19 protein-coding genes are annotated in these 24,534 nt (G+C 30.4%); 4 read left to right on the top strand and 15 right to left on the bottom strand.

Translation table 11 applies throughout. The features are described from left to right. Position 1: 1 nt before the first annotated feature. Both IMX26_RS17510 and IMX26_RS17505 read right to left on the bottom strand, forming a co-directional pair. On the bottom strand, positions 2 to 775 hold the full coding sequence (locus tag IMX26_RS17510) for an ABC transporter ATP-binding protein (protein ID WP_195159643.1): 774 nt from the start codon (positions 773 to 775) through the stop codon (positions 2 to 4). After that, entirely contained in the window at positions 772 to 1,842 is a 1,071-nt protein-coding gene (locus IMX26_RS17505; protein WP_195159642.1) for an iron ABC transporter permease, read from the bottom strand. Before IMX26_RS17505 ends, IMX26_RS17510 begins: the two co-directional genes overlap by 4 nt. A gap of 327 nt (positions 1,843 to 2,169) precedes the next feature. Here IMX26_RS17505 and IMX26_RS17500 point away from each other — a divergent pair, with 327 nt between their 5' ends. The 4 genes from IMX26_RS17500 (at position 2,170) to IMX26_RS17485 (ending at position 7,351) form a co-directional block, all read left to right on the top strand. Beyond that, positions 2,170 to 3,957, top strand: coding sequence for an ABC transporter ATP-binding protein (locus IMX26_RS17500; protein ID WP_195159641.1), 1,788 nt, complete (start codon positions 2,170 to 2,172; stop codon positions 3,955 to 3,957). Further along, entirely contained in the window at positions 3,951 to 5,678 is a 1,728-nt protein-coding gene (locus IMX26_RS17495; protein WP_195159640.1) for an ABC transporter ATP-binding protein, read from the top strand. Before IMX26_RS17500 ends, IMX26_RS17495 begins: the two co-directional genes overlap by 7 nt. Positions 5,679 to 5,912: 234 nt before the next feature. Next, the gene (locus tag IMX26_RS17490; protein WP_195159639.1) at positions 5,913 to 7,136 is read left to right on the top strand and encodes an IS256 family transposase; all 1,224 of its coding nucleotides are present in this window, start codon (positions 5,913 to 5,915) and stop codon (positions 7,134 to 7,136) included. Positions 7,137 to 7,210: 74 nt separating this feature from the next. Further along, entirely contained in the window at positions 7,211 to 7,351 is a 141-nt protein-coding gene (locus tag IMX26_RS17485) for a hypothetical protein (protein WP_195159638.1), read from the top strand. A gap of 132 nt (positions 7,352 to 7,483) precedes the next feature. On the opposite strand, the gene IMX26_RS17480 is transcribed toward IMX26_RS17485, so the two are convergent. From IMX26_RS17480 to IMX26_RS17425, 13 genes are all read right to left on the bottom strand, one after another. Next, positions 7,484 to 7,903 (bottom strand): GNAT family N-acetyltransferase, encoded by a 420-nt coding sequence (locus IMX26_RS17480; protein ID WP_195159637.1) that lies wholly within the window; start codon positions 7,901 to 7,903, stop codon positions 7,484 to 7,486. Between the two features lie 262 nt (positions 7,904 to 8,165). Continuing rightward, on the bottom strand, positions 8,166 to 10,610 hold the full coding sequence (locus IMX26_RS17475) for a hypothetical protein (RefSeq protein WP_195159636.1): 2,445 nt from the start codon (positions 10,608 to 10,610) through the stop codon (positions 8,166 to 8,168). A gap of 608 nt (positions 10,611 to 11,218) precedes the next feature. Then, positions 11,219 to 11,896: an ABC transporter ATP-binding protein gene (locus IMX26_RS17470; protein ID WP_243259232.1), complete on the bottom strand. Its 678-nt coding sequence runs from the start codon at positions 11,894 to 11,896 to the stop codon at positions 11,219 to 11,221. 11 nt (positions 11,897 to 11,907) lie between these two features. Continuing rightward, entirely contained in the window at positions 11,908 to 13,194 is a 1,287-nt protein-coding gene (locus IMX26_RS18325) for an ABC transporter permease (RefSeq protein WP_347707878.1), read from the bottom strand. Positions 13,195 to 13,199: 5 nt separating this feature from the next. Then, positions 13,200 to 14,393 (bottom strand): FtsX-like permease family protein, encoded by a 1,194-nt coding sequence (locus IMX26_RS18320; RefSeq protein WP_347707877.1) that lies wholly within the window; start codon positions 14,391 to 14,393, stop codon positions 13,200 to 13,202. Between the two features lie 8 nt (positions 14,394 to 14,401). Then, positions 14,402 to 14,782, bottom strand: a complete 381-nt coding sequence (locus IMX26_RS17460; RefSeq protein ID WP_195159634.1) for an FMN-binding protein — start codon at positions 14,780 to 14,782, stop codon at positions 14,402 to 14,404. A gap of 92 nt (positions 14,783 to 14,874) precedes the next feature. Further along, positions 14,875 to 16,260, bottom strand: coding sequence for a HAMP domain-containing sensor histidine kinase (locus tag IMX26_RS17455; RefSeq protein ID WP_195159633.1), 1,386 nt, complete (start codon positions 16,258 to 16,260; stop codon positions 14,875 to 14,877). Between the two features lie 31 nt (positions 16,261 to 16,291). Continuing rightward, complete coding sequence (locus tag IMX26_RS17450) at positions 16,292 to 16,993, bottom strand: response regulator transcription factor (RefSeq protein ID WP_195159632.1); 702 nt, start codon at positions 16,991 to 16,993, stop codon at positions 16,292 to 16,294. A 1,229-nt stretch (positions 16,994 to 18,222) separates the two neighbouring features. Further along, the gene (locus IMX26_RS17445) at positions 18,223 to 19,413 is read right to left on the bottom strand and encodes an alpha/beta fold hydrolase (protein ID WP_243259230.1); all 1,191 of its coding nucleotides are present in this window, start codon (positions 19,411 to 19,413) and stop codon (positions 18,223 to 18,225) included. Positions 19,414 to 19,487: 74 nt separating this feature from the next. Further along, positions 19,488 to 20,231, bottom strand: coding sequence for a helix-turn-helix transcriptional regulator (locus tag IMX26_RS17440; RefSeq protein ID WP_195159631.1), 744 nt, complete (start codon positions 20,229 to 20,231; stop codon positions 19,488 to 19,490). Between the two features lie 251 nt (positions 20,232 to 20,482). Beyond that, positions 20,483 to 22,066 carry a D-aminoacylase gene (locus tag IMX26_RS17435; RefSeq protein ID WP_195159630.1) on the bottom strand — a complete coding sequence of 528 codons (1,584 nt, stop codon included), beginning with the start codon at positions 22,064 to 22,066 and terminating at the stop codon, positions 20,483 to 20,485. 25 nt (positions 22,067 to 22,091) lie between these two features. Beyond that, positions 22,092 to 22,751 (bottom strand): TetR/AcrR family transcriptional regulator, encoded by a 660-nt coding sequence (locus tag IMX26_RS17430; protein ID WP_195159629.1) that lies wholly within the window; start codon positions 22,749 to 22,751, stop codon positions 22,092 to 22,094. Positions 22,752 to 22,881: 130 nt separating this feature from the next. After that, positions 22,882 to 24,273 carry a glycoside-pentoside-hexuronide (GPH):cation symporter gene (locus tag IMX26_RS17425; RefSeq protein WP_195159628.1) on the bottom strand — a complete coding sequence of 464 codons (1,392 nt, stop codon included), beginning with the start codon at positions 24,271 to 24,273 and terminating at the stop codon, positions 22,882 to 22,884. Between the last annotated feature and the right edge of the window lie 261 nt (positions 24,274 to 24,534).

The raw sequence follows: 24,534 nt of genomic DNA, 5'->3' as shown, positions 1-24,534 counted from the left end.
TTTAAACACACATAACCTTTAAAGGCACAATATGTGGTTTACTCTCAATATTACCAACATAAGCATCTACCCCATATACATTTGCAATGTTATTTTTGGTGAGTACTTGATGAGGATCCCCCACTTTAACTATTTCACCTTTTTTCATCATTACAATTTTATCTGAATATCGCGATGCAATATTTAAATCATGCACAACCATAACAACTGATATTCCATATCTACTAGCCAACTGCTTAACTATTTCCATTACATCTAACTGATGTTTTATATCTAAATTACTAATTGCTTCATCTAATAACAGTATTTTTGTCTCTTGAGCTATGGCCCTTGCTATAATAACTTTTTGCTGTTGTCCGCCACTTAACTCATTAAAGCTTCTCATTGCAAGGTTTTCAATGCCTAATAGTTTTAAAGCATTTATTGCCTTTTCTTTGTCTTCAAAACTACTTCTCCAAGTCATATGAGGACTTCTTCCAATAAGAACCATATCAAAAACCTTTAACGAAAATCTATTCTGTGATACCTGAGGTACATAACTAACAAGCTTAGAAAGCTCTCTTCTATTCATGAACCTTATGTTTTTATCATGAACAACAACACTGCCTTTATTAGGAGTTAACAATCCATCTATACACTTTATTAAAGTGGATTTACCAGCACCATTAGGACCTAATATCGATACACATTCTCCACTCCTAATTCTAAGTGATATATTATTTAATATTACTTTTTTTGAGTAGCCAAATTGCAAATCCTTAATGTTAATTATCAAATGTTATTCCCCCTTCTTGAAATAATTAAATAAATAAACATAGGAACTCCAATAAAAGATGTCATAACACCAATAGGAATAATAACAGGTGCAATAACATTCATGGCAACAATATCACCAATTAATAATAATAATGCTCCAATTAATCCAGCTATTGGAATAACAAACTTATTATCTCCACCAATTAATATTCGGGTAATATGTGGAGCAATTAGCCCTACAAAACCTATTGCACCAGTAAAACAGATAGTTGTAGCAGTTAATAAAGATGTAACAATCATTAATATAATTCTTGTTCTCTGCACATTAATACCCATGCTTTTTGCTTCATTATCACCTGAGCTAATAGTATTTAATTCTTTTGCTTTTATCATTAAAAAAGGAATACATACTAATGCTACCGGAAACATAATTGCTAAGGTATCCCAGGTTCCTTTTGCTAAACTTCCAACCATCCAAAATACAACTTCAGCTGTCTGCCATGATTCTGCAAAGTATTGGATTACAGAGGTACAGGCACTAAAAAAATAGGACAATGCTACACCTACTAAAATCATCATTTCAGCTGTTGTTCCCTTTCTTTTCGACACTAACAAAATTATTACTGATGATAACAATGAAAACACAAAAGCATTTACAATAATTGCATATGAACCTTTACCAATACTTTTACCTAATATAATAGCAATTGCAGCACCAAAACTGGCTCCCGATGAAATACCTAAAGTGAATGGACTAGCCATTGGGTTACGTAATACAGGTTGCATTACAGCACCAGCAACAGCCAAACTAAAACCTACTAACAAAGCTGTTAAAATTCTTGGAACACGTACAAGCCAAACTACTTTTACAATACTTGAACGTGCACAATTACTTATCCCCCGAAACATATTATTAACAACCACCCATAATGATTGTTTAACAGATATTTCAAATGGTCCAATAGTAGTTGCAATTAAGGCAATCGTTATACATGAAATTATTAATGCAATTATGACAACCCATTTTTTATTACGATCTTTTCTGTACTCTTCCCAAAATTTTTTATTATCTTCACTTGTTCTCATGTAGACCTTCCTTATGTGATATGTAGCTTATTGATATTGATTATCATTGTCATTAATTTTAGTTTATCACGTTTTTTTTGAGCAACTAGTATCTCCAGATACACTTTTAAAAGTTTTCTTTATCATACTTAAGACTTAATATAAGTTAAAGATAAGGTTTGTTAAGATACTTTCACTTCTAAATAAAACTTAATATTAATTGATATTACCTGTATCACCAGATACATCTTTACCGAAAGTGATGTGCTAGAATTACAGCTAATCGATAAAGATTATCATTTTCATTATCTGTAAATAAGTGTATCTAAATAAAATTGAGGTGAAGATATGAAAACCAAAACAAGTTCTATTAAGCGTTTACTTTCGGTATCTAAAAAAGGAAATCTTCGTATTGCTTTATCTGCTCTGCTAATGTTTATCAGTTCTTTGTGTTCATTAGGACCATTTTATATTGCCTATATCATTATTGATAAAGCCATGAATCCCCCTTTTATAGCAACCGAGTTTTATAAGCTTGGCTGGATAGCTGCCTTGTTTATCCTTTTTCAAGTAATATTATCTGGTATAGCAATGAAACAATCGCACATTGCAGCCTATAATATTTTGTATGATTTAAGGGTAGATTTAGCAAAAAAAATGTTAAGGCTGCCTTTAGGTTATTACAGCAAAACTAGCTCTGGAGTAATAAAAAAAATAATGATGGGTGATATTGAAGCTATTGAGGAATTTTTAGCTCATAACTTAGTAGATTTAGCTTCTGCATTATTTTTACCTATTCTAATATTTGTATGGCTGGCAACATTCAATATACCATTAGCCCTTTTAAGCATTTTGCCAACAGTATTGGGTGTAGCAATTCAGCGGATAAGAATGATAATTGATGCTAAAAAACTAAATGAGTTTTTTAAGCTAAAGTCAAACATGAACATTACAATTATTGACTTTATAAGGGGTATGCCCATTATTAAAGCTTTTAATCAATCAGTGCATTCCTTTAAACAATACAAACTTGAGGCAGATAAATATCGAGATTTTTGGATAGCATGGACAAAATCCGCGGGACCCTTTATAGCACTCTACACTATTCTTATGGATGGGGGTATTTTGTTTGTTCTTCCCGTTGGCATGTATATGTTTTTATCAAATAGTATCACTTTAACAACCTTTTTAATGTTTATGTTCATTGGATTAGGGCTCGCTCGATTTATGAAACAGCTCAATGGCTTTGGCTCAAATATTACTCAGATATTAAAAGGGGTAGAAAAAATTAATGCTATTATGGCTGAGCAAGAAATTGAAGACAATGGAATATATTTAGCGGTTGAGAATTATGATGTAGAATTTAATAATGTTTCTTTTAGTTATGGCCCAAAAAAAATACTAGATAATATTAATTTTAAAGTAAAAGAAAAAACGATTACTGCACTAGTTGGTCCATCTGGAGCAGGTAAAACAACTGTAGGAAAATTAATTCCAAGATTTTGGGATATTGATAAAGGTGAGATAACCATAGGTGGTATTAATATAAAAAATATTAAAAGCGAAACTTTAATGAAATCTGTAAGTTTTGTTTTTCAAGATGTTTTTATGTTTAATGATAGTATTCTGGAGAATATTAGAATGGGCGATACTTCTATTAGTGAACAAATGGTTATAGAAATGGCCCAAAAAGCTCAGGCCCATGATTTTATTACCAAGCTAAAAAATGGGTACAACACTGTAATAGGGGCTAATGGTACTTATTTAAGCGGAGGAGAAAAACAACGTATTGCAATTGCTAGAGCTCTGGTTAAAGATTCCCCCATAATCATACTCGACGAAGCTACCTCTTATGCTGATACTGAAAACGAGGCTAAAATTCAGAGTGCCTTAAACTTCTTGCTTAAAAATAAGACCGTAATAATAATAGCTCATAGGCTTTCAACTATCCAACACTGTAATCAAATATTAGTGTTTAATGAAGGACAAATAATTGAAAAAGGAAAACAAAATGAGTTAATTGCTAATAACGGATTCTATAAAAAAATGTGGGATATGCATTGCTCTTCTGTTGATTGGACAATTGGTGATAACCTAAAAAAAGAGTACAAATTGCAGGAGGTAAAGACATGCTAAAAATATTAAAAATGATATCAAATAACAATAACTCAAAGTTATATCAAATATCGTTTATCTCAACCCTGGAAGCCCTTTTAGGTGCAGTGCCATTTTGTGTTTTATATTTTATTTTAAGTAGTATAATAGATAACAATTTTACCCTAGCAAAAGCTCATACTTACGTGTTAGCTATAGTAGTTAGTGTTGTATTGAGAGCAATAGTTTCATTTTTTTCTATAAACTTTGTCAGAAAAAGTGGCGCTATGATGATAAGAGATTTACGGTTACGTGTAGGTGAACATATCAGAAAACTATCTCTGGGCTTCTTTAATAATAACGATATAGGAAGCTTATCTAATAAAACACTTGAGTGTATTAATAGATTAGAGATGTTAATAACAATATTTTTAACAGAATTAGTTTCTACTTTTGTATTAACAATATTTGTAAGCATAGTGCTTGCTTTTATAGACATTAAACTAGTGTGGACTGTTTTAATAACAATCCCTATTGCATTTGTTATGTTAATTATTAGTAGAAGAGTAATGGGTTTGCATGGATCAGAACTTTATGAATCATCTAACCGATTATCTGATGGATTACTGGAGTTTATACAGGGCATTAAATACATTAAGTCTTTTAATAACTCTAGCAAAAAATTCGATGACTTAACAGAAAAAATGAATGATTTTAAAGTAAAAAGCTTAAACATTGAAGGAAATCTCAGCCCTATAATGGTACTAACAGGAATTGCTATTGACTTTGGATTAGTGTTATTAATTTTAGTGGGAGCCTACCAAATGATTGGTGGTGCTTTAAGCGCCAAAACACTTATTATTTTTATGATTATTAGCTCTAAGTATTTTGAAAACTTAAAAACATTAGCAATTAATTCTATAAAAATTAAGTACCTAACAATTGCTGGCAACAGTGTACAAAGTATTTTAAATGAAAAAGTTTTAGACGGTACCAAAACAGATGTTGATTTTTCAAACCACGATATAGTATTTAATAACGTTAATTTTTCCTATAAAAGTACTTCAGTATTAAAAGGTATTAACTTATCTATAAAGGAAAATACGTTAACAGCTTTTGTGGGTCCATCGGGCTCAGGAAAAACTACCATGACACATTTAATCGCTCGATTTTTTGATACCAATAGTGGAGACATAAAAATTGGGGGTTTAAAAATTAAAGAGCTTGATGCCGATAGATTATTACAAGAGATTAGTATGGTTTTCCAAAATGTTATTTTATTTAGAGATACAATTTACAATAACATTTTAATAGGCAGATCAAATGCTACTTATAAAGAAGTTATTGAAGCAGCAAAAAAATCAAATTGTCACGATTTTATTAGTAAGTTACCACAAGGCTACGATACTATAGTTGGTGAAAACGGCTCAACCTTGTCGGGTGGCGAACAGCAAAGAATATCTATTGCAAGGGCTATACTTAAAGATGCACCTATTGTTTTATTAGATGAAGCAACCGCTTCTTTAGATCCCGAAAATGAAATATTTATTCAAAATGCAATTTCAGAGTTACTAAAAAACAAAACTATAATTGTTATTGCACATAGATTAAAAACCATTAAAAATGCAGATCAAATAGTTGTTTTTGATAATGGAACAATTAGAGAAAAAGGAACTCACGCTGAATTATTAAGCTACAAACAAAAATACTACACAATGTGGAGAACTCAGCAAAATGCAATAGGCTGGCAAGTTGATAATTAAAAGCAATAGTTAAGCTTGATTTTTTAGTAGGTTAAATTAAAAAGGCTTTCACAGTAATAATTAATAATATAACATTAATTATGATAGTGAAAGTTTTTTTATTACCCTAAAAAATTAGTTATTTAAAACTGCTTATATAAATATTTTACATCGGGTATGTAAAAAATTTTGTGTCTAAAGAAACTCTAATCTGGCAATACTTAGCAAAGAGAAGCCAGAAAAGGAGTTTTTTTAATGAAAACAGCACGTCAGCAATTGCTAAGAGAGATAATTAGTGAAGGTAAACTACAAACATCAGAAGATGTGCATAACTATTTAAGAGACCTATTCAAAGATACCCTACAGGAAATGCTTGAAGTAGAGTTAGAGACAAGCTTAGGATATGAAAAAAGAGAGCGTAAGGATAAACAAACAAAGAACAAACGTAATGGCTATACCTCAAAAAAAGTAAAAACAAAATATGGGGAACTAGCAATTGAAGTACCTAGGGATCGAGATGGAGAATTTGAACCTAAGGTAGTACCTAAGCATAAACGAGATATTTCAGGTATAGAAGAAAATGTAATATCACTATATGCTAGAGGTATGTCAACAAGAGATATACATGACCAACTAAAAGACATATATGGTATAAAATTATCAGCAGAAATGGTTAGTAAAATAACAGATAAAATTATTCCTAAAATAAATGAATGGCAAAATAGACCTTTAGACGACATCTATCCATTTGTATTTATGGATGCAATTCACTATAAAGTGAGAGAAGATGGTCAAATTAAGAGTAAAGCAGCTTATGTAGTATTAGGAGTAACAATTGATGGTAAAAAAGACATATTAGGTATCTGGATAGGTGAAAATGAATCTTCAAAGTTCTGGCTAACAATACTTAATTCACTCAAGAACCGAGGAGTCAAAGATGTGCTAATATTTAGTATAGACGGGTTAAAAGGTCTAAAAGAAGCCATACAAGCCTCATATCCAAACGCTGAAGTACAAAGATGTATTATACATCAGTTAAGATACACCTTTAAATTTGTTAATTATAAGGATAGAAAAGAGTTTGCTAGAGATTTCAAACAAGTATATAGAGCAGTCAATGAAGAAGTTGCTTTTGAAACTCTTACTGAGCTAGGTGAAAAGTGGAGCAAGAAATACCCATACGCTATAACTAGTTGGGAGTCAAATTGGGATATACTATCTCCATTTTTCAAGTTTCCTTTAGCAATTAGAAGAATTATGTATACTACCAATATTATTGAGGGTGTTCATAGACAGTTTAGAAAAGTAACTAAAACTAAGTCAGTCTTTCCAACTAATAAATCACTTGAAAAAATGCTTTATTTGGCTAGTCAAAATATTATGGAAAAATGGACTACCAGATATAGGGATTGGGATAATGTCCTTAATCAGCTGATGATTTTCTATGGCGAAAGGCTTGCTGCTTTTGCTTTAAGATGAGCTTATGTCGCTTACTAAAGAATATCTTAAAAGTTACTTAGAGGTCATTTTATCTTTATCCTAAGTATATTGAAGTGAAGTTACTATTTGACCTTGGTTCTCATGCAATTGTTGATGACCAGATTTATGAGTACACAGAACAGGATATTGTTATGCATATGAGAATAACTATAGATAAGTATTTATATAATAATTCAAAAAATATTACATTCTAGCATAAATTAAATTGCCAAAATCATTTATTTTTATACATAAAATCTTTGATTTTGGCAATTCTATATTTAAATTAGTTTCTTCTTTGTTTTTGTTGTCAGATTTTAAGCAAACTTATTTAGACACAGAAATATTTACAGTCTCTTTACATCATTAATAACTTTCCACCCTAGTGATTGCCAAAAATTTTTAGAGCCAGGATTGTTAGTATTTATAAAAAGAAAACCTGTAGTAATGCCTATTTTATTTAGCTCTAATAAAGAACGCTCTTCCATTTTTCTGCCAATACCTTTTTTTCGGTATTCATTATATACGGCAGTGTGATATATAGAGCCTCGCCTACCATCATGACCACATAAAAGTGCTGCAACAAGTTTACCGTTTTCTAAACATGCCACAGAACTTAAAGAGGGGTTTCTGTTTAAATAGTAGCTTAATCTATCTTTTGTATCAAAACTCGATGAAAAACCAGCATTAAAAGATACTTTCCATAAATCTAAAGCTTGATCTAAATCAGCTTCTTCCATAGCTCTAATTTCAATTTTTACATCCAAATAACTCTCCTCCTTATAAACATTTATACTTAACTCTATTAAAGACCATAATCAAAATATAAATTCTATAATAAATATAACATAAGTATTGTACCATTTATTAGGTAGTAAAAAATATAAACCAGTAATAATCCCTAAACTATCAAAATCATAAAATCCTAACAAGCGAATAACTGCCACAAGAACTAAATTTTTAAACAAAAAAATTGCCAAAATTTAATTATGTAAAATAATTAATTTTGGCAATTTAATAGTTTCTGTTTTAGTTTATGTTCATAACCTCTACAATAATATTGTTTACTACTTTAAACTCAGCATAATTACCTAAGATTAAGGTATCTAAATTACTATTTTGTAAATCTTCATTTACTAAATATTGCACTGTTTCGCCATCTACAATATTTATTGTTAATTTCATTCCAGAGCTTGTAAATAACAACTCAGTCATTTCTCCAGTAATATGTTCTACTTTATCTTTTGCGGCTATTTTAACAACTACATTATTCTGCATCTCTACCTCTATGTTCATATTTATAACTAAGTTATCTAAAGAAGACTCTTCTGCATTTACTGTTATGAACTCTATATTCTCAGCTAAATTATATTCTTTTTCGTCTATTGTTAGAGTTCTTGCTTCAAGGTTTACTGCCTTTAATAATCCTTTAACTTCTAATACTTCACTTTGGTCTATGCTGTTAGCATTAATAGTTTTTACCAAACCATTGTTTATCTCTATTTCAACGTTCATTTTTACTTTTAAATTAATTAATGATACTTCTACTTCATCAATTAACACTAATACTTCATCTGTTAAGCTATATTCTACTTCATTAACTTCTATAGTTTTTTGGTCAATATTTATGTTTGTTAATAATCCTTCAACTTTAACAGTATCTAAAGTACTTGCATTTATCTGTGTTACTAAATCATCTTCAACAAGTAAATTAGCTTCCATACCTATCTCTAAGTCTTGTAAAGTTGCTTCATTTTCGTTGATTATAACCTGTGCTTCTCTTGATAATAAATATTCTTTATCCTTTACTTTTAGATAATAAACTCCAATTATATCGATATCTTGAATTTTTCCGGTTATTCTTGCTATATTTATTCTTGTAGCCTCTATTTTAACTATCTCGTTATCTACCAAATAAACTATGGCTGACATTCCTAAACATAAATCTTCTAACTGTGCTTCTTCTTCATTTATAGTTACAATAGCTTTGTTTAAAAGATTATACTCTTGCTCATCAATAGCTACATGATATATACCTATCAAATCTAAGGCTGTTATATCGCCCTCAACTATATTTGATTCAATATTTTTTGCATATATTTTAACGATTTTACTGTCTCTTAATTCTGCTTCTACTAACATACCAACTATTAAATCTTCTAGGGTTGCCAATTCTCCATCAATTTTAACTATTGTCTCTGTTGCAAATTGATAGTTTGCTGTACCAATTTCAACAGTATTGTACTGTAAATTTATAGCTGATATTTTACCTTTTGCCTCTAATAAATCTTCTTTGAATATATTTATTTCTACGATTTTTTCATTTAGCTCTACCGCAATGATATCCATATTTAATTCTAAGTCTGCTAATGTAGCTTCTTGATTATTTAATCTTATTTCTACTTCTTGAGCTAACTTATATTCAACTTCGTCTATTACAACTAAATTATCTACTAAATCTATTCCTGTTATAGTTCCTTCAATTTCTTTAATGTTATGTTTTACATTAACTTTAACAACTACTTCATTTTGCAGTTCTACAATAACACTCATTCCTGGCTCTAAATCTTCTAAAACACTTACAATTCCATTAATAACTACTTGGGCATCTCTTGATAATTCATACTCTACATCATCTATAGTAATATGATAAATTCCTAATAAATCTAAGTTTTTAATAGCTCCTTCTATTACTTCAGGCTCTATATTTTCAACAATGATTAAAGCTACTTCGTTATCGATTATTTTAACTTTAACATTCATTCCAACTTCTAAATCTGCTAGTGTAAGCTCTTCTTCATTTATAATAACTTCTACTTCTGTTGCTAATTTGTATTCTACATCATCTATTGTAATATGGTAAATTCCTATTAAATCTAAGTCTTCAATAATTCCTTGGATAGTTGTTATTTCTTCTATACTTACAGCTTTTATGGTAGCTTGTTCATTTTCAATTATAAGCTCTACTTTCATTCCAACTTCTAAACTGCCTAAAGTAGCCTCTTGTCCGTCTAATTCAACATCTATTTCTACTGGTAACTGATACAATTCGTTAGCAATTTCTATAACTTTATCTGCTATATCTATAGCTGTTATAGTCCCTTTTGCTTCAATTACTTGATCGTCATCATCATTGTCATCACCATCGGTTAATATTTCCTTTTGTATACCTGATGGCAAACCAGTTAATATTCCTTGTTCAGCTAGTTTAGCTAGTGAATCATTAGATAAATTTAGTCCCAAAATAATCTCTTTTAAAATCCCTGGAGACAAACTTCCTCTATTTTCTATAATTAAGTCAACTGCTTCTTGCTCTGATAAATTAGATTTTAACAACATATTTTTTAATAATCCGGGAGGCATTCCCCCTTTGACTTTTACATTTGATTTTTTGGCGTATACCACTGGTGCAACTGTAAGGGCTATAATAGTTATAACTAAAAGAATTGATATGATTTTTTTTCTTAATTTCACTTCTTTTACCTCCTTTTATGATTACTTCAACTAATAAAATCGACTAAACCTTTATGTACTTGCTCTTTTTTATAATTTGCAGTATTTATTAAAATCCCTAACTACAATTATGTCACCTCTTTTCTTTATATAATATACAAAGTGACAATTAATTTTAGGGACCTTTTTTGAATTTTTTAGGAGATTTAAATGCCAAATTAAATCTAAAGAGCGAAAAATATATTGATTGTACTTAAATAATAAGCTATCTGGGTAAGGTCGCTAGTTTTGATGTTTTATTTAAGAAGTATTGCTAAAAAAATATCTATATCTTAAAAATAATGAGATATTGTACCCAATTTATTTAAACTAAAAAGAAATCACATAATTCATGATTCCTTTAAACTCTATTTAGCTTTTTGATTGCTACTTGTTTAACTCCTAATAAAGCATTATTCTTCATAACTTACTCTCCATATTTAACAGTCGGAACGCATGCAATGCGTTCCATACACAAGTACATATGACTTGGTCAACATTTATTAAAATATATACTTATCATATTATAAACTACTAGTTCAATAGTACATGTATCCGAAATAATACAGAGTTAAAATTGACTATACAAGTTACCCTACAATGCCATCACAAACAGATATCAGCCTATTTCCATACTGTGCGGCTTGTTTTGAGTGTGTAACCATTAAAATAGTCTTATTTTTTTCGGTATTTATTTCTTGCAAAATAGAGAGTATTTCAGTGCTGGTTTTACTGTCCAGATTTCCAGTAGGCTCATCAGCAAAAATAATAGCTGGCTCGTTAATAAGAGCACGAGCAATTGCTACCCGTTGCTGTTGACCTCCAGATAATTCACGCGGTGTATGATAACGTTTGTCTGTAAGACCAACAATCTCTAATAACTCTTTAAGTTGTTTTTCATAATGGTTATCTACTTTTTTAGAATCTAGTAAGACTGGTAAAAGGATATTCTCAGCAACATTGAGATTAGGAACTAAATTATAAAACTGAAATATAAAACCAATATCTTTTCGTCTCATAATACTTTTTTGAGTATCGTTAAACTGCGATATGTCTCGACCATTCATTAAAACACTTCCACTAGTGGGACTGTCTAATCCGCTTAAAACATATAATAGTGTACTTTTACCTGAACCAGAAGAGCCAACAATACAGGCAAACTCACCGGGCACAATTCCAATAGATACATTACACAAAACATGAGATACCACATTGCCCACAATATAATTTTTTATAATGTTTTTTGCTTCAATTGCATATTTATTCATAACAGCCTCCATTATTTAAACTTTAATTCATCAACAATTTTCATATTTTTGCTCTTTATAATAGGAACAACTGATCCTATTAGCGTAATACCTATGCCCAGTGCACCAGCAAATAAAAAAGTGCCTAGTTCAAGTTCAGGTTGCATAGCTATTTTGGGTCCTGCTACAAGAAAGATTGTTTTAATTTCTAATAGTGATACAATAATAGCGATTATAGCTGCCATTAATCCTACTGAAAACGATTCGATTAATGTCATAGTTATCTGTTGTGAATTACTCATTCCTACGGATTTATATATTGCAATAGTATGTCGCTTTTGAATATGATTAATCAAAAGATTATTAATAATTCCCACTATTGCTAGTATGAAAATAAACCACGTCAAGTTTTTCATTGGTTGTAAAAATGCATTAATGGTTGCAAATGCATCATCATTAAACTCTTTAACTGTTCTGCTCCAATGTCTTTTATTGCCGAATAAATCTCGTATCTGAACCATTACAACCTCAGGATTGTTTGAAGTATAAGCCACAAGCCCATAGCTTTCCGCCCCAAAATCTTGGGTGGCATTATAAGATGAAATAATAGCTTCTTTATTGGTGGCACGAGTTTTATAACTACCTAGCACAAAATATTGAAAACTTTGACTACCTAACGATAGTGATACTGTATCCCCTGTTTTTATGTTCAGTCTCTTCATACAATTACTAGCTAATAAAATATTTCTGCCCTCGTTAAATTTTTCATCAATCTGCTTTTTACCATAGGTAATAGCAAACATATCAGCATATTCACGAATATCTGCTGTAGCCTCTACCCGAGATAACTTAGAGCCATCAAGAAAAATTTGATTATTTAAAACATGAACGGGCAAAATCTCATCTATGCCATGCAATTGACTTATTTTACTTACAAAATCTTTAGTCATGGGTGCGTCAGTAAATCCATCTAATTTTGCGCCGTTAAAAACATCTCCTACATATACTTGAACAAAATTCACAATTATGCCAATAGCTATAATCGCAGAAATGCTTATAAACAATAAGATAATATTCTGATTAATATTTTTATTGCCTCGCATATTGCGTGCCACCAACCACCCTTCATTGCCAAGGGTTATACCATAAATACGCTCCAGTATGCGGGACATGCCAGATATAAATAGTGGCATAAGAATAATAGTTGCAGCTAAAAGACCTGCAATTGAAAATCCACCAGTAATAAATAAAACTTTTCTTCCTAAATATTGCCCAATACGTGGCAGTACTATAGAAAGTATAAATACTACAGCTGCCAATATAATTACTTTTTTCTGGATACAGTTTTTTCTTCAACTTTTCCCAATATAATATCTTTAACGGGTATTCTGCTAGTACGTTTTATGGGAATGAGGGAACTCAACACAGATACTAAAATTGTTACACTACATGCAATAATAACGTTTATAGGTGAAATAATCATGGGAATAGCTACACCTTGAGATAGCGTGTTTCCAAGTCCATTAAGTAAAATTCGTAAAGTAATAAAACTAACAGGAATGCTAAGTACCGAACCAACTGCACCATAAACAAAGCTCTCTAATATTAATATATTTGTAACTGTTTTTTTTGTAGCTCCAATGCTTCTAAACGTACCAAACACAGGCAGACGCTCTAGTGTAATTACCTTATAGCTGCTGTATATTATAAATATACTCACAGTTAAGGAAAAAAAACTTATTAAAAAAAATGGTAGTGACTTTTCTCGTGCACTTGTATCTACTTTTTTTTCATTAATTACACGATGTACAGCATATTGATTAGGTAGTTTTTCTTTTAACTGTGTTTGTAAATCAGCTGTTTTAACGCCCTGTACAGGTTCAATAAGTAGTCTACTATAACCCTCACCTGAACCAATAATTGTGGAAAGAGTTTCAAGTGGTACAAGGGCAGTTGTTCCTCGGGTATGTCGTAAAAACACTGTATCGTAAGCTGCTATTGCACCAACAACAAATTCATTAAGCTCACCCTTAATCCATATAGCAAAGCTGTCTCCTTGCTTTATATTGAACTTAGAAGTGAATCTTTCTGGTAATATTATAGTTTTTTCAGTGAAATTAGTTATTTTGCTTTTATTAAGCAAGCGAGGCTCATTAATTTTTGAAAACTCAGTAAGGTCTGCTGCAATAATATCAAAATTTTCATAATAACCATCTTTTTTATACAGTGCACCAGTCTCAATTATACCTACAACATGATGAACATCAGAAATTTTTAATATATAATCTTTAATAATCTTGCCTTGTGTGTCAAAATCATTTGCTTTATGTGATATAGATAATTCTGCACTTCCAGCCATTCCTCGAGACATTTTTTTTTGAGCCTCGGCATAACTGTCACCAACAGATAAGGAAACAAACAGGAGCGTAGTTGAAAGAATAATAGACAACAACATAACCGCTGTTCGCATTTTTTTGCTCTTAATATTGTTTACAATATATTTTAAAACAATTTTCATAGCTCTCTTTAAAATCCTTTCAACAACGCATTTTCAATAGCTTTTTTTACAGTATCACAGGTTAATGTTGCACCTGCTATTACATCAACTTCTAATGATTGTTTTTTTACTACTGCATCAGCTATCTGACTAGCATAATGCATATAAGACGGTTTATGTTTTAAAATTTCAATCTTAACTACTTCATTTTCATAAACTTCAATACATACAACAGCCACTAAAATTTTATTTTGACAAATCCCTATGTATTTGCCGTCGGCTACCAACTCAAAATTAATTTTTTCAATATTAAGTGGTGTTGGTCTTAGTATTGTGGCAATAATAACAAGTACAACAAAGCTTGATACAATGGCTGTTATGATTACAGCTATAGTTATTTTTTTCTTCACCTATTCGCCTCCTAAAATAAAAGACTGTAAATCTACACAAAAAGTATAAATCTACAGCCTTATGCTTATTTTTAATTAACCTTAACTTAACCTTAATTTGAATGAGGTAATGAAATAGTAATTCTTGTGCCTTCACCATAAATACTATCAACCTCAATTTTGCCATCATGTAACTCAACAATTTGTTTAACAATTCCCATTCCTAAACCGGTACCCTCGGGTTTTGCTTCTGTATTAGTACCACGATAATAACGGGTAAATAATTTTTTTTGCTCTTCAGTAGTAAGCCCTGTTCCATTATCTTGAATAGAAATTAAAATATTATCGTTTAATTCAATAGTTACTAATATATCTGTATCTTTTGCATTATGTATTATAGCATTGATAATAATATTTGAAATAGCCCTACGGAATAAAGATATATCCAATTCAGTATAAATCTCATTGCTACTACTAATAAAGTTTATTTTACAATTTTCATATTCTGGTGTATTTAGGAGGTCGATAATTATTTCCTTTAGCTGTCTTACAATATTTACTTTACTGATACGGGTATTAGTAGTTCCATTTTCCATTTGATATATCAATTTTAAGTCGTTAATTAGCGACTCTGTGTAATTTATATTTTTTAGTATTACATTACCGTATTTGCGAATATCACTGGTGCTTATCTCATACTGGGTGTTAGTAAGTAGCTCTCCATAACCTTTAATTGGTGACAATGGTGTTTTTAAATCATGGGTAATACCTTCAATCCATTCTTTACGCAGAAGCTCAGTATTATCTCTTAGTTCATCACTAGCTTGTATTTCACTATCTAATTGGTTTAAACTCACATAAACATCTTCAAATAATCCAACTTGCTTTATGGGAGTATAGGTTCGTAAAGCTATTTCAAACACTGATTTTGTTATTTTTTGCATCTTTCTAGTAATCCATAATCCATAAAAAAATCCAAACAACATAATAAAAACACATACTGCAAATAAAATAGTAACCACAATTGATTTACCATTTGTAAAGTGTTCACCATTTAAATACATAATAACTTTTGATATGTTAACAGGAAAGCCAATGAGATATGTACATTCAATTCCTTGCTTAACATATACGCCTGCAAATACAGTTTCGGTTTTATTAGTTTGTTTACCACCTGTAATATCTAAAAGTTCAAAAACAGTATATTCTGTTTTAAGATCTGGGGCTGTATTATATGCTATTATTTCTTTACCACTTGTATCAAGAAGCTGAAACCATAAACCATATTTCTCTAGTTTTTCAATTCCACTATTTTTTAAGAGTACCTCATCTTTAACAATAATTATCTCTGTTGAAAAATTCTTTGTAAATGTCTTTGGCCATGCACTTGTTGCAGTTTCACCATTTGGTTTTTCAATATTAACTATATGTAAGAAAAACGCTATACCTAATGTACCCAAAATAAAAAGTATTAAAAAAAATACAATATAGATAGGCATTGCGAACTTAATGCCAGATGATTTTTTAATATTAATTTTTTTTCACCAACTTATAGCCTAATCCCTTTACAGTTACCAGCAAACGAGGATTAGAAGGTTCATCTTCTATCTTTTCACGTAAATGCCGAATATGTACCATCATTGTATTTTCACTACCAAAACTATCTTGTCCCCATACTTGTTCATATAATCTTTCTTTACTGATAATTTTATTTGCATTCTCAGCTAAATATAAAAGCAATTTATATTCACGAGCAGTGAGACCAATTTCCTTATCATGTTTATAAACACAGTTTGCTTCTATGTCTACCAGCAATGAACCAATACTAATTTTACTGTTTATGTCCTGATGTGCAATCTGCATATATTTTAGTCGGCGAAGTTGTGCCTTTATACGATAAACTACCTCTCGAGGGCTAAAGGGCTTTGTAATATAGTCGTCACCCCCTATAACAAGACCAAGAAGTTTATCTAGTTCATCGTTTTTTGAAGATAAAAATAGGATAGGACAATATGTAAATTGACGGATTTGTTTACAAACTTCAAAACCATCCATATCTGGCAACATAATATCTAAGATAATAATATCTGGACTATATTCACGACTTTGGCTAATAGCATCTTTTCCATTGTGTGCTTTTTTTATGTTTTGAAAGCCTTCTCTTCTCAGTACGTCATCAAGCAATGATGTAATGCTTTTCTCATCATCTACTAACAAAATTTTATTAATCATTATTATCGGTTCCTTTATTATTATTTCATAACTTACTCTCCATATTTAATAGACGGAACGCATCAATGCGTTCCCTACACAGGTACATATAACTTGGTCAACAAATATATACTAGAATATTATTCACTTATCATACTATAAACTACTTGTTTAAATCCTAATAATACACTATTATTAATAACTTACTCTTTATATTTAACAATCGGAACGCACACAATGCGTTCCCTACACAAGGTACATAACTTTGTTAACAAAATATATACTAAAATATTATTCAACAAATCATATTGTAAACTACTTGTTTGTATCCTAACAATACATTACTATTAATAACTTACTCTTTATATTTAACAATCGGAACGCACACAATGCGTTCCCTACACAAGGTACATAACTTGGTTAACAAAATATATACTAAAATATTATTCAACAAATCATATTGTAAACTACTTGTTTGTATCCTAACAATACATTACTATTAATAACTTACTCTTTATATTTAACAATCGGAACGCACACAATGCGTTCCCTACACAAGGTACATAACTTAGTTAACAAAATATATACTTGAATATTATTCAACTTATCATATTGTAAACTACTTGTTTGTATCCTAATAATACATTACTATTAATAACTTACTCTTTATATTTAACAATCGGAACGCACACAATGCGTTCCCTACACAAGGTACATAACTTGGTTAACAAAATATATACTAAAATATTATTCATCAAATCATATTGTAAACTACTTGTTTGTATCCTAATAATACATTACTATTAATAACTTACTCTTTATATTTAGCAATCGGAACGCACACAATGCGTTCCCTACACAAGGTACATAACTTTGTTAACAAAATATATACTTGAATATTATTCAACTTATCATATTGTAAACTACTTGTTTAAATCCTAATAATACATTACTATTAATAACTTACTCTTTATATTTAACAATCGGAACGCACACAATGCGTTCCCTACACAAGGTACATAACTTGGTTAACAACATGTTTATTGTAAGCTTTGATTATAGTTTGTACTTTTGCCTATTGATAATAACAGTATATCACCACTCACTTAAAGGTTGTTATTGTTTTATATTTAATTTGTAAATTATAGTTATAAATCTATGTGTTAACTATTAATGAAAAATATATTTTTAATAATAACAAAAAAAAATGACTGATCTTACATTTAAGTTTCAGTCATTTTTATTCATTTTTATATATTCTCTACATAGATTTCTTTATTTTTAATTCTTTCAATCCAGTTCATCATTGTATCAAAAACTAGTTTTGAGTTACCTACATTACAATGCGCACCAGCATTCTCTTTATCTGTGAAAATCCTTACGGTAAGAGACTCAACATTTTTTAGGGCATTAATTTCTTCTCCTACTATTTTATAGTCTATAAAATGGTCTTGATTAGCTCCTATTATTAAGGTGTCTTGAGTAATAAGGGGAGCAATATCTATCATTTGATACTTATTCATTTTACACAGATACTCATAGGGAGTTTTTGCTTCATAGGCATACATACCGTGCATTAATCCCCACTTTACTAGTTCATCACCATTTTTGAGCTTTTTATTAAAAGCTAAATTAACCAAAAACGAGCACTTTAACTTCATTAAAAGCTTTAGTAATTTCTGGGTTTTGGGCGATTGAGTAGCAATAAGAATATCTCTAAAGTTGGTAAAGACAGACCATGCTATTACTCTTTTTATTCTCTTTTCGTAGGCTGCTGCCCGTGGTGCTAACATTCCACCAAGTGATGCACCAATAATTGTTACATCATTTAAGTTAAAGAAATCAAGAATTGTTTTTACTGGTTTTTCCCATTGATATGTAAAATGTTTGCCTTGAACTCTCATAACACCGCCCTGCCCTGGACCTTCAAAAAGATAAACATCAAAACCATTCTCCGCTAAATATAACATAGGATTAAAAAATTCTTCAAAATAAGAGTCGTTTCCACCATGTAAAAGAATAGTGTCTTTCTTCTTACCCTTTGCTTTAACATGCATTACAGGAAGTACTATATCCTCATAGGGTACTTCATAACGTATTACTTTTTTATCTTTAAAATAATCATTATAACATTCATAAAACAACTTTGTTGCCAGTCGATAATATTTTTCTTTATCTTTATCACCATCATACATAAAAAATTCACTCATACGGTAGTATGCAATAGCTTCTTTAATTCTTTTTTCGGCTATTGCTTTATCACCAATAGCTATTAATTCTTGTTTCCAGGATAAACTATCTTTAATTTTATGGGCAATTTGTTTAATATCAGCCAAATCTCCACCGTCCCACATAATTGTACGGTTTAATTGAAAGTTGAAATTTGCAAGATTATTTAAGTTATAAGAACCTGTTTTAAATTCACTTGTTATATCCTTCACAGTATGTTGCCTCCTAAAGTATATCTTTTTATTAATTATACTTTGCGGCAAACAGCAACACTTGCAAAAATATGCTATGTTATCTCTTTAAACACCACCGCTTTGCTAAAGTCTGTGAAGGCAAGTCCAAACATTTTTTTACATACATTTGCAAAATGAGATGAACTGCTGAAACCTGCTTTTATACAAGCATTAGTAATATTTTCACCTCTAGCAACATAAGTGTAGGCCTTGCGAATTTTTGCAAAAATTAAATAACTACTAAGAGATACACCAACCTGTTTTTTAAACAAATGAGACACTCTACTGCGTGAAAGATACACCTTATTACAAAGAATGTTAATTGTATTTTTATAAATCCCTGGCATTTTTGAAATATGATTTAATATTTCACATATCCTATCATCATATTTTGCAGATATATCACTCTTTATATTACAGACAGCTAAAATCGCTTCATCCAGCTTCTTTGCATTATCAGAATTATTTTTCCACAGATTAACTACTTTAATAGAAAGCTCTTCTGGTAACAAACAATAAGGTAATGTCTTTAAATATTTTTTTTCTAGTTCTCTGGCCTTATTACTGGTTTCATCAAAAAGAAAAACCAGTAGGTCTCCACCATCATTAATTACTGTATGTTCAATATTTGAGTCAATGCAAACTGCCTTACAGAAAAATGTTTTATTATTTACCTTACATTCAAAATTATTATTAGTACTAAAGATTAAATGTTTTGCTAAATGACTGTGGGGGATTGGACTATTATAGTCTTTAGATATTAATAAATGATCAAATGACCAGTAGGCTTCTTTCAAATTAATCCTCCTCACAATATTAATGTTTATGATATGCATTAAGTTTAATAAACTTTACCCTAAAAAATGGAGCAAAAAAACAGCCCCATTAAAGCTGATTTTTTGCCCCATCTTCTGTGCATAACCACTTTTGGTCAAATCTATTATAAAATACTTAACCCTTGTGGTAAATATAATATTACTCTAAATTTATACCTGTTGAATCATTGGCTATAATTTTTCTAAATTATCACATCCACTTAAGGATTAGATTACTTTCGCCTTAATGTTTTTCCTGCTTTAACTCCTGTAATAACATTATCTTTTACAGCGATTTTCCCATTTACTATAACATAAGCAATTCCTTCATTCTTAGCAGTAATGTTACTAATTTCTGAATTATCAATTATAGTATCAGCATTAAAAATAACTACATCTGCATCATATCCAATATCAAGTAGTCCTTTTTTGTAAAGTTTGGCTTTTTTAGCGGGTAAAGATGTCATTTTACGTATGGCCTCTTCTATTGTAAGTACTTTCTTTTCTCTTACATACCGACCTAATATTCTTGGAAAAGTACCATAAGCACGTGGAACACTAGAGAATCCTTTAGCCACCACCATACCATCTGTTCCAAACATTACATTAGGATGAGCCATAATTCTTTCAATATCTTTATCACACATCATATAAAATATGCCACATGCGTTACATTTACTCTTTATAAGCAACTGAAATACAGCCTCAAAACAATCTATATTGTTTTCCTGGGCATATTGGGCTATTGTTTTTCCATCTTCTTGAGAGTCTCCCGACATAATAAATCGAATATTCTCAAAGCCACAGTTTTGAATAAAATTTTCAAAAGTTTTATTATCGTTTAGAATTATTTTTTTAATCTGTTGTTTTACGGCTACATCCTTTAACTTTTCAACAATAACCTCATTACCTAAAGAGGCATATGTTGGAGGCAAAACTGCTTTTAAATAGGAGCAGCCAGCATTGTAAGGATACATGTCGGCACTTACTCTTAGTCCTCTGGCATTTGCTTCATCAATAAGCCTTAACGTATCACGAGACGCTCCCCAAGTATCTTTAGAAGCAATTTTATGGTGAGATATTACTACCGCAATCCCAGCTTTCTCACCAATACGAATTGCTTCCTTTACTGCTTCTATTACATTATTTGACTCGTTTCTAATATGGGTATAATAACAGCCACCATACTCAGCTACTACCTTACACAGCTGTACAATTTCATTCTCCGACGTATAAATTCCAGGGGGATAAATTAACCCTGTTGTTAAGCCAATCGCACCATTTTCCATGCCTTCTCTAACTATGTCTTTCATTTTAGCCATTTCACTGGCTGTTGCTCTGCGATTTTCAAAGCCCATAACAGCAATTCTTATTGTGCCTTGTTGAACAGTAAAAGCAATATTTGTAGCTGTACCCATTTCTTCAACCACACTATAAAAACGTTTATAACTTGTTAAAGACGCAATTAAGGCTGTTTTCTCTTTGCCATAAGGTTTCATACTAATATACTTAAATAAGCTGGGCGAAGCTGGTGCTAACCCTAATCCACACATGCCAGTTACTTCTGTGGTTATTCCCTGCTCCAACATGTTATAACCACTATTATCCAATAAAAGTGTTAAGTCACTGTGACTATGGTTGTCGATAAAACCTGGGCAAACCACTAATCCATTAGCATCTATTACTGTGGTTGCATCATCACAAATTTTATCGCCAATTTCAACAATTTTACCGTCTTTTATTGCTACAGAAGATACATAACCTGTATTTCCAGAACCATCTATAATCAATCCGTTTTTAATTAAAATATCATTCATATCTAGTCCCCTAGCTTTATTTATTTTACTGTTTTACAATTAAACCTGTTTTAATAAAACTGATCATATTATCTATTATGCTTTTAATTTCATTTTCATTTATTGGCAGGCTTATGCCTTGTGCTATTATATTTTGATAAGAGAACTTAAATTTATGATTAATATATATATCTAAATCAGACGAAAGCTGCATAATCATAAAAATAATAAGGTCCAACTCAATATCGCTTCTTATCACTTCATTACGCTGTGCTTGTAATACAAAGGGCTTTATAAACTCATTGGAGGCTGTAATTATTTTATCTACTATATAACCAGAATCTTTGCAATTTAATTCACTTCCAGCATTGTATAAACACCTGCTATATTTAGGAAAATTTATATCAAATTTTACGGAAGCATACAATATCTGTTTATAAAATTCAAAAAAATCTTGCTGTAACTCTCCAGCTTCGCTTTTAATATAAGCAAGCTTTTTGTCGGTAACAAGCTTAATAATATAATGGTAAAACTCCATTTTATTATCAAAATATTGATAAATACTTCCTTTAGAAATATTAGCTTTTTTCACAATTTTACTTATAGATGCGATCTTGTACTCATTCATTGAAAACTCTATTAAGGCGGCATCTATTATAGTTTGTCTTTTTTCTTCTGATAAGTTTTCGAAGGTTTTCTTTGGCATATTTTTCTCCTATATATGTTTTATAAACACTCATAACTAAATAGCTTTAGCTATAGCATGACTTACTAGTCATATTATATTTCAATACTTTTATAAAAACAATGAGGTTACATCTTAGTGCAGCCTTTAATCAGCTTGCAACTGAAGTACTATTGTTTCCCTGTAGCTTTTTAGCATTTAGCTTTGCTGTAATATGCTCTATACTCTTGTCATCAAGCTTGTAAAAAAGCATAGTTATCAGCATTATCAACATCATTAAAATAGGAAAGACAATATTAGCTGCAAATAATCCTTCTAAAGCTTTTTGAGTTTGGCAGGCTGCATTGGCTACATATCCACTAGCGTCCAGAACTGAACCAAGTAATGCCCCTCCAATTCCTACCCCAATTTTTGTGCTAAATACATAAAAGGACATAACTAAACCTTCTGTTTTAATACCAGTTTTCCATTCTCCATACTGCATGGTGTCCATTAGTAAAAGATTACAAAAAGCACTAATAAAACCGTTAGCAATTGCTGCAATACTAAACAAAATAAGCATTACAGGTATGTTAGTATCCTTTGTAATATAACGAATAGCATAAACTATAAGCATTACCAATACTGACACTGTAAAAATTCTTTTTTTACTACCCGTTAGTTTTAAAAAAGGATAAGCTAACAAACTGCCAAAAAGAATACCTATCCATAAAATTGATGTCATTATAGGAGTTAAAGTTGGTTCTCTTAAATAATAAGTAGCATAATAAGCCAAACCACCTTGAAACAAACCTCCTAACATACCAAAAAACATACCAAAAAGAGCCATAATCATAAATGGTGCGTTTTTAATTATTGATTTAAATAACACTAATATACTTATTTTTTCCTGCTGTGATGTCTTTTTGTCTTTTATTTCTGTTGTGTTATAACAAAGAAACCAAGCAGTAGAAAGGGTTAATACTGCCATAATAATTGCCGTTATCTGATAACCTCTTTCTATGTTATCTCCTCCTAAAGTATTTATCATATACATTGTTACAGAGGAGACAATAACACCACATATAGCTAAGGCTACAAAAAAAATAATGTTCAATATAAATCTATCATGATTATTAGTAGTCATTCTTGGTACAAGTGTCTGCGTACTGATTAATAAAACTGAAAGACTCATACTAAGCCCCGTATAAGTAACATAAGCCCACACCAAATTAAGTGTTGCAGAATTACTAGGTATTGTGAAAACCAATATCATAAAAATAGCTACAGGAATCGCTCCACAAAAGATAAAAGGTCTTACTTTTCCATATTTGGTATGGGTATTATCTATAACAATACCTAGAATAATATCGAAAATAGCATCACATATTCTTGATACTAACAAAACCCTTCCTGCGGCAACTGGATTAACTTTCATTACATCAGTAAAAAAAATTAAAATAAACATAGTAAACATCATATAAACAAAAACATAATTAGGAGCACCAAGTGCAAAAGTAATTTTATTGCGAATCAATAAGCCTTTTTCCTCTGTATTATGCATATTTACTCATCTCCTACTTGAAACTTGATCTACAAATATTACAGTTTAAATTGCACTTTTTATTTTTACTAAAACAAGAGATGAAAATTCTTTACATACTTTCTTAAAAAATTTTCATCTCTTACTAAGCTACTATCTGTACCCAAGGTTATTGCTGTAAAAATAATTTATACTCATAAAGATAATTATTTAAAAAGAATTTATTCTTGTGGGTGCTTTTACAGGCTAAGTCTATCATGTTAATTAAATTATCTTTATTAG

The organism is Clostridium sp. 'deep sea' (genome assembly GCF_014931565.1).
Lineage (GTDB): Bacteria > Bacillota > UBA994 > PWPR01 > PWPR01.
The sequence above is the reverse complement of the archived record's forward strand: the minus strand, read 5'-3'. Positions and strand labels throughout refer to the sequence as shown.

What these genes read in the sequence shown, in the direction of transcription:
- IMX26_RS17505 (WP_195159642.1), bottom strand. Translation starts at nt 1,842, where the DNA reads ATGAGAACAAGTGAAGATAATAAAAAATTTTGGGAAGAGTACAGAAAA.
- IMX26_RS17500 (WP_195159641.1), top strand. Translation starts at nt 2,170, where the DNA reads ATGAAAACCAAAACAAGTTCTATTAAGCGTTTACTTTCGGTATCTAAA.
- IMX26_RS17495 (WP_195159640.1), top strand. Translation starts at nt 3,951, where the DNA reads ATGCTAAAAATATTAAAAATGATATCAAATAACAATAACTCAAAGTTA.
- IMX26_RS17490 (WP_195159639.1), top strand. Translation starts at nt 5,913, where the DNA reads ATGAAAACAGCACGTCAGCAATTGCTAAGAGAGATAATTAGTGAAGGT.
- IMX26_RS17470 (WP_243259232.1), bottom strand. Translation starts at nt 11,896, where the DNA reads ATGAATAAATATGCAATTGAAGCAAAAAACATTATAAAAAATTATATT.
- IMX26_RS18320 (WP_347707877.1), bottom strand. Translation starts at nt 14,393, where the DNA reads ATGAAAATTGTTTTAAAATATATTGTAAACAATATTAAGAGCAAAAAA.
- IMX26_RS17455 (WP_195159633.1), bottom strand. Translation starts at nt 16,260, where the DNA reads ATGCCTATCTATATTGTATTTTTTTTAATACTTTTTATTTTGGGTACA.
- IMX26_RS17450 (WP_195159632.1), bottom strand. Translation starts at nt 16,993, where the DNA reads ATGATTAATAAAATTTTGTTAGTAGATGATGAGAAAAGCATTACATCA.
- IMX26_RS17435 (WP_195159630.1), bottom strand. Translation starts at nt 22,066, where the DNA reads ATGAATGATATTTTAATTAAAAACGGATTGATTATAGATGGTTCTGGA.
- IMX26_RS17430 (WP_195159629.1), bottom strand. Translation starts at nt 22,751, where the DNA reads ATGCCAAAGAAAACCTTCGAAAACTTATCAGAAGAAAAAAGACAAACT.
- IMX26_RS17425 (WP_195159628.1), bottom strand. Translation starts at nt 24,273, where the DNA reads ATGCATAATACAGAGGAAAAAGGCTTATTGATTCGCAATAAAATTACT.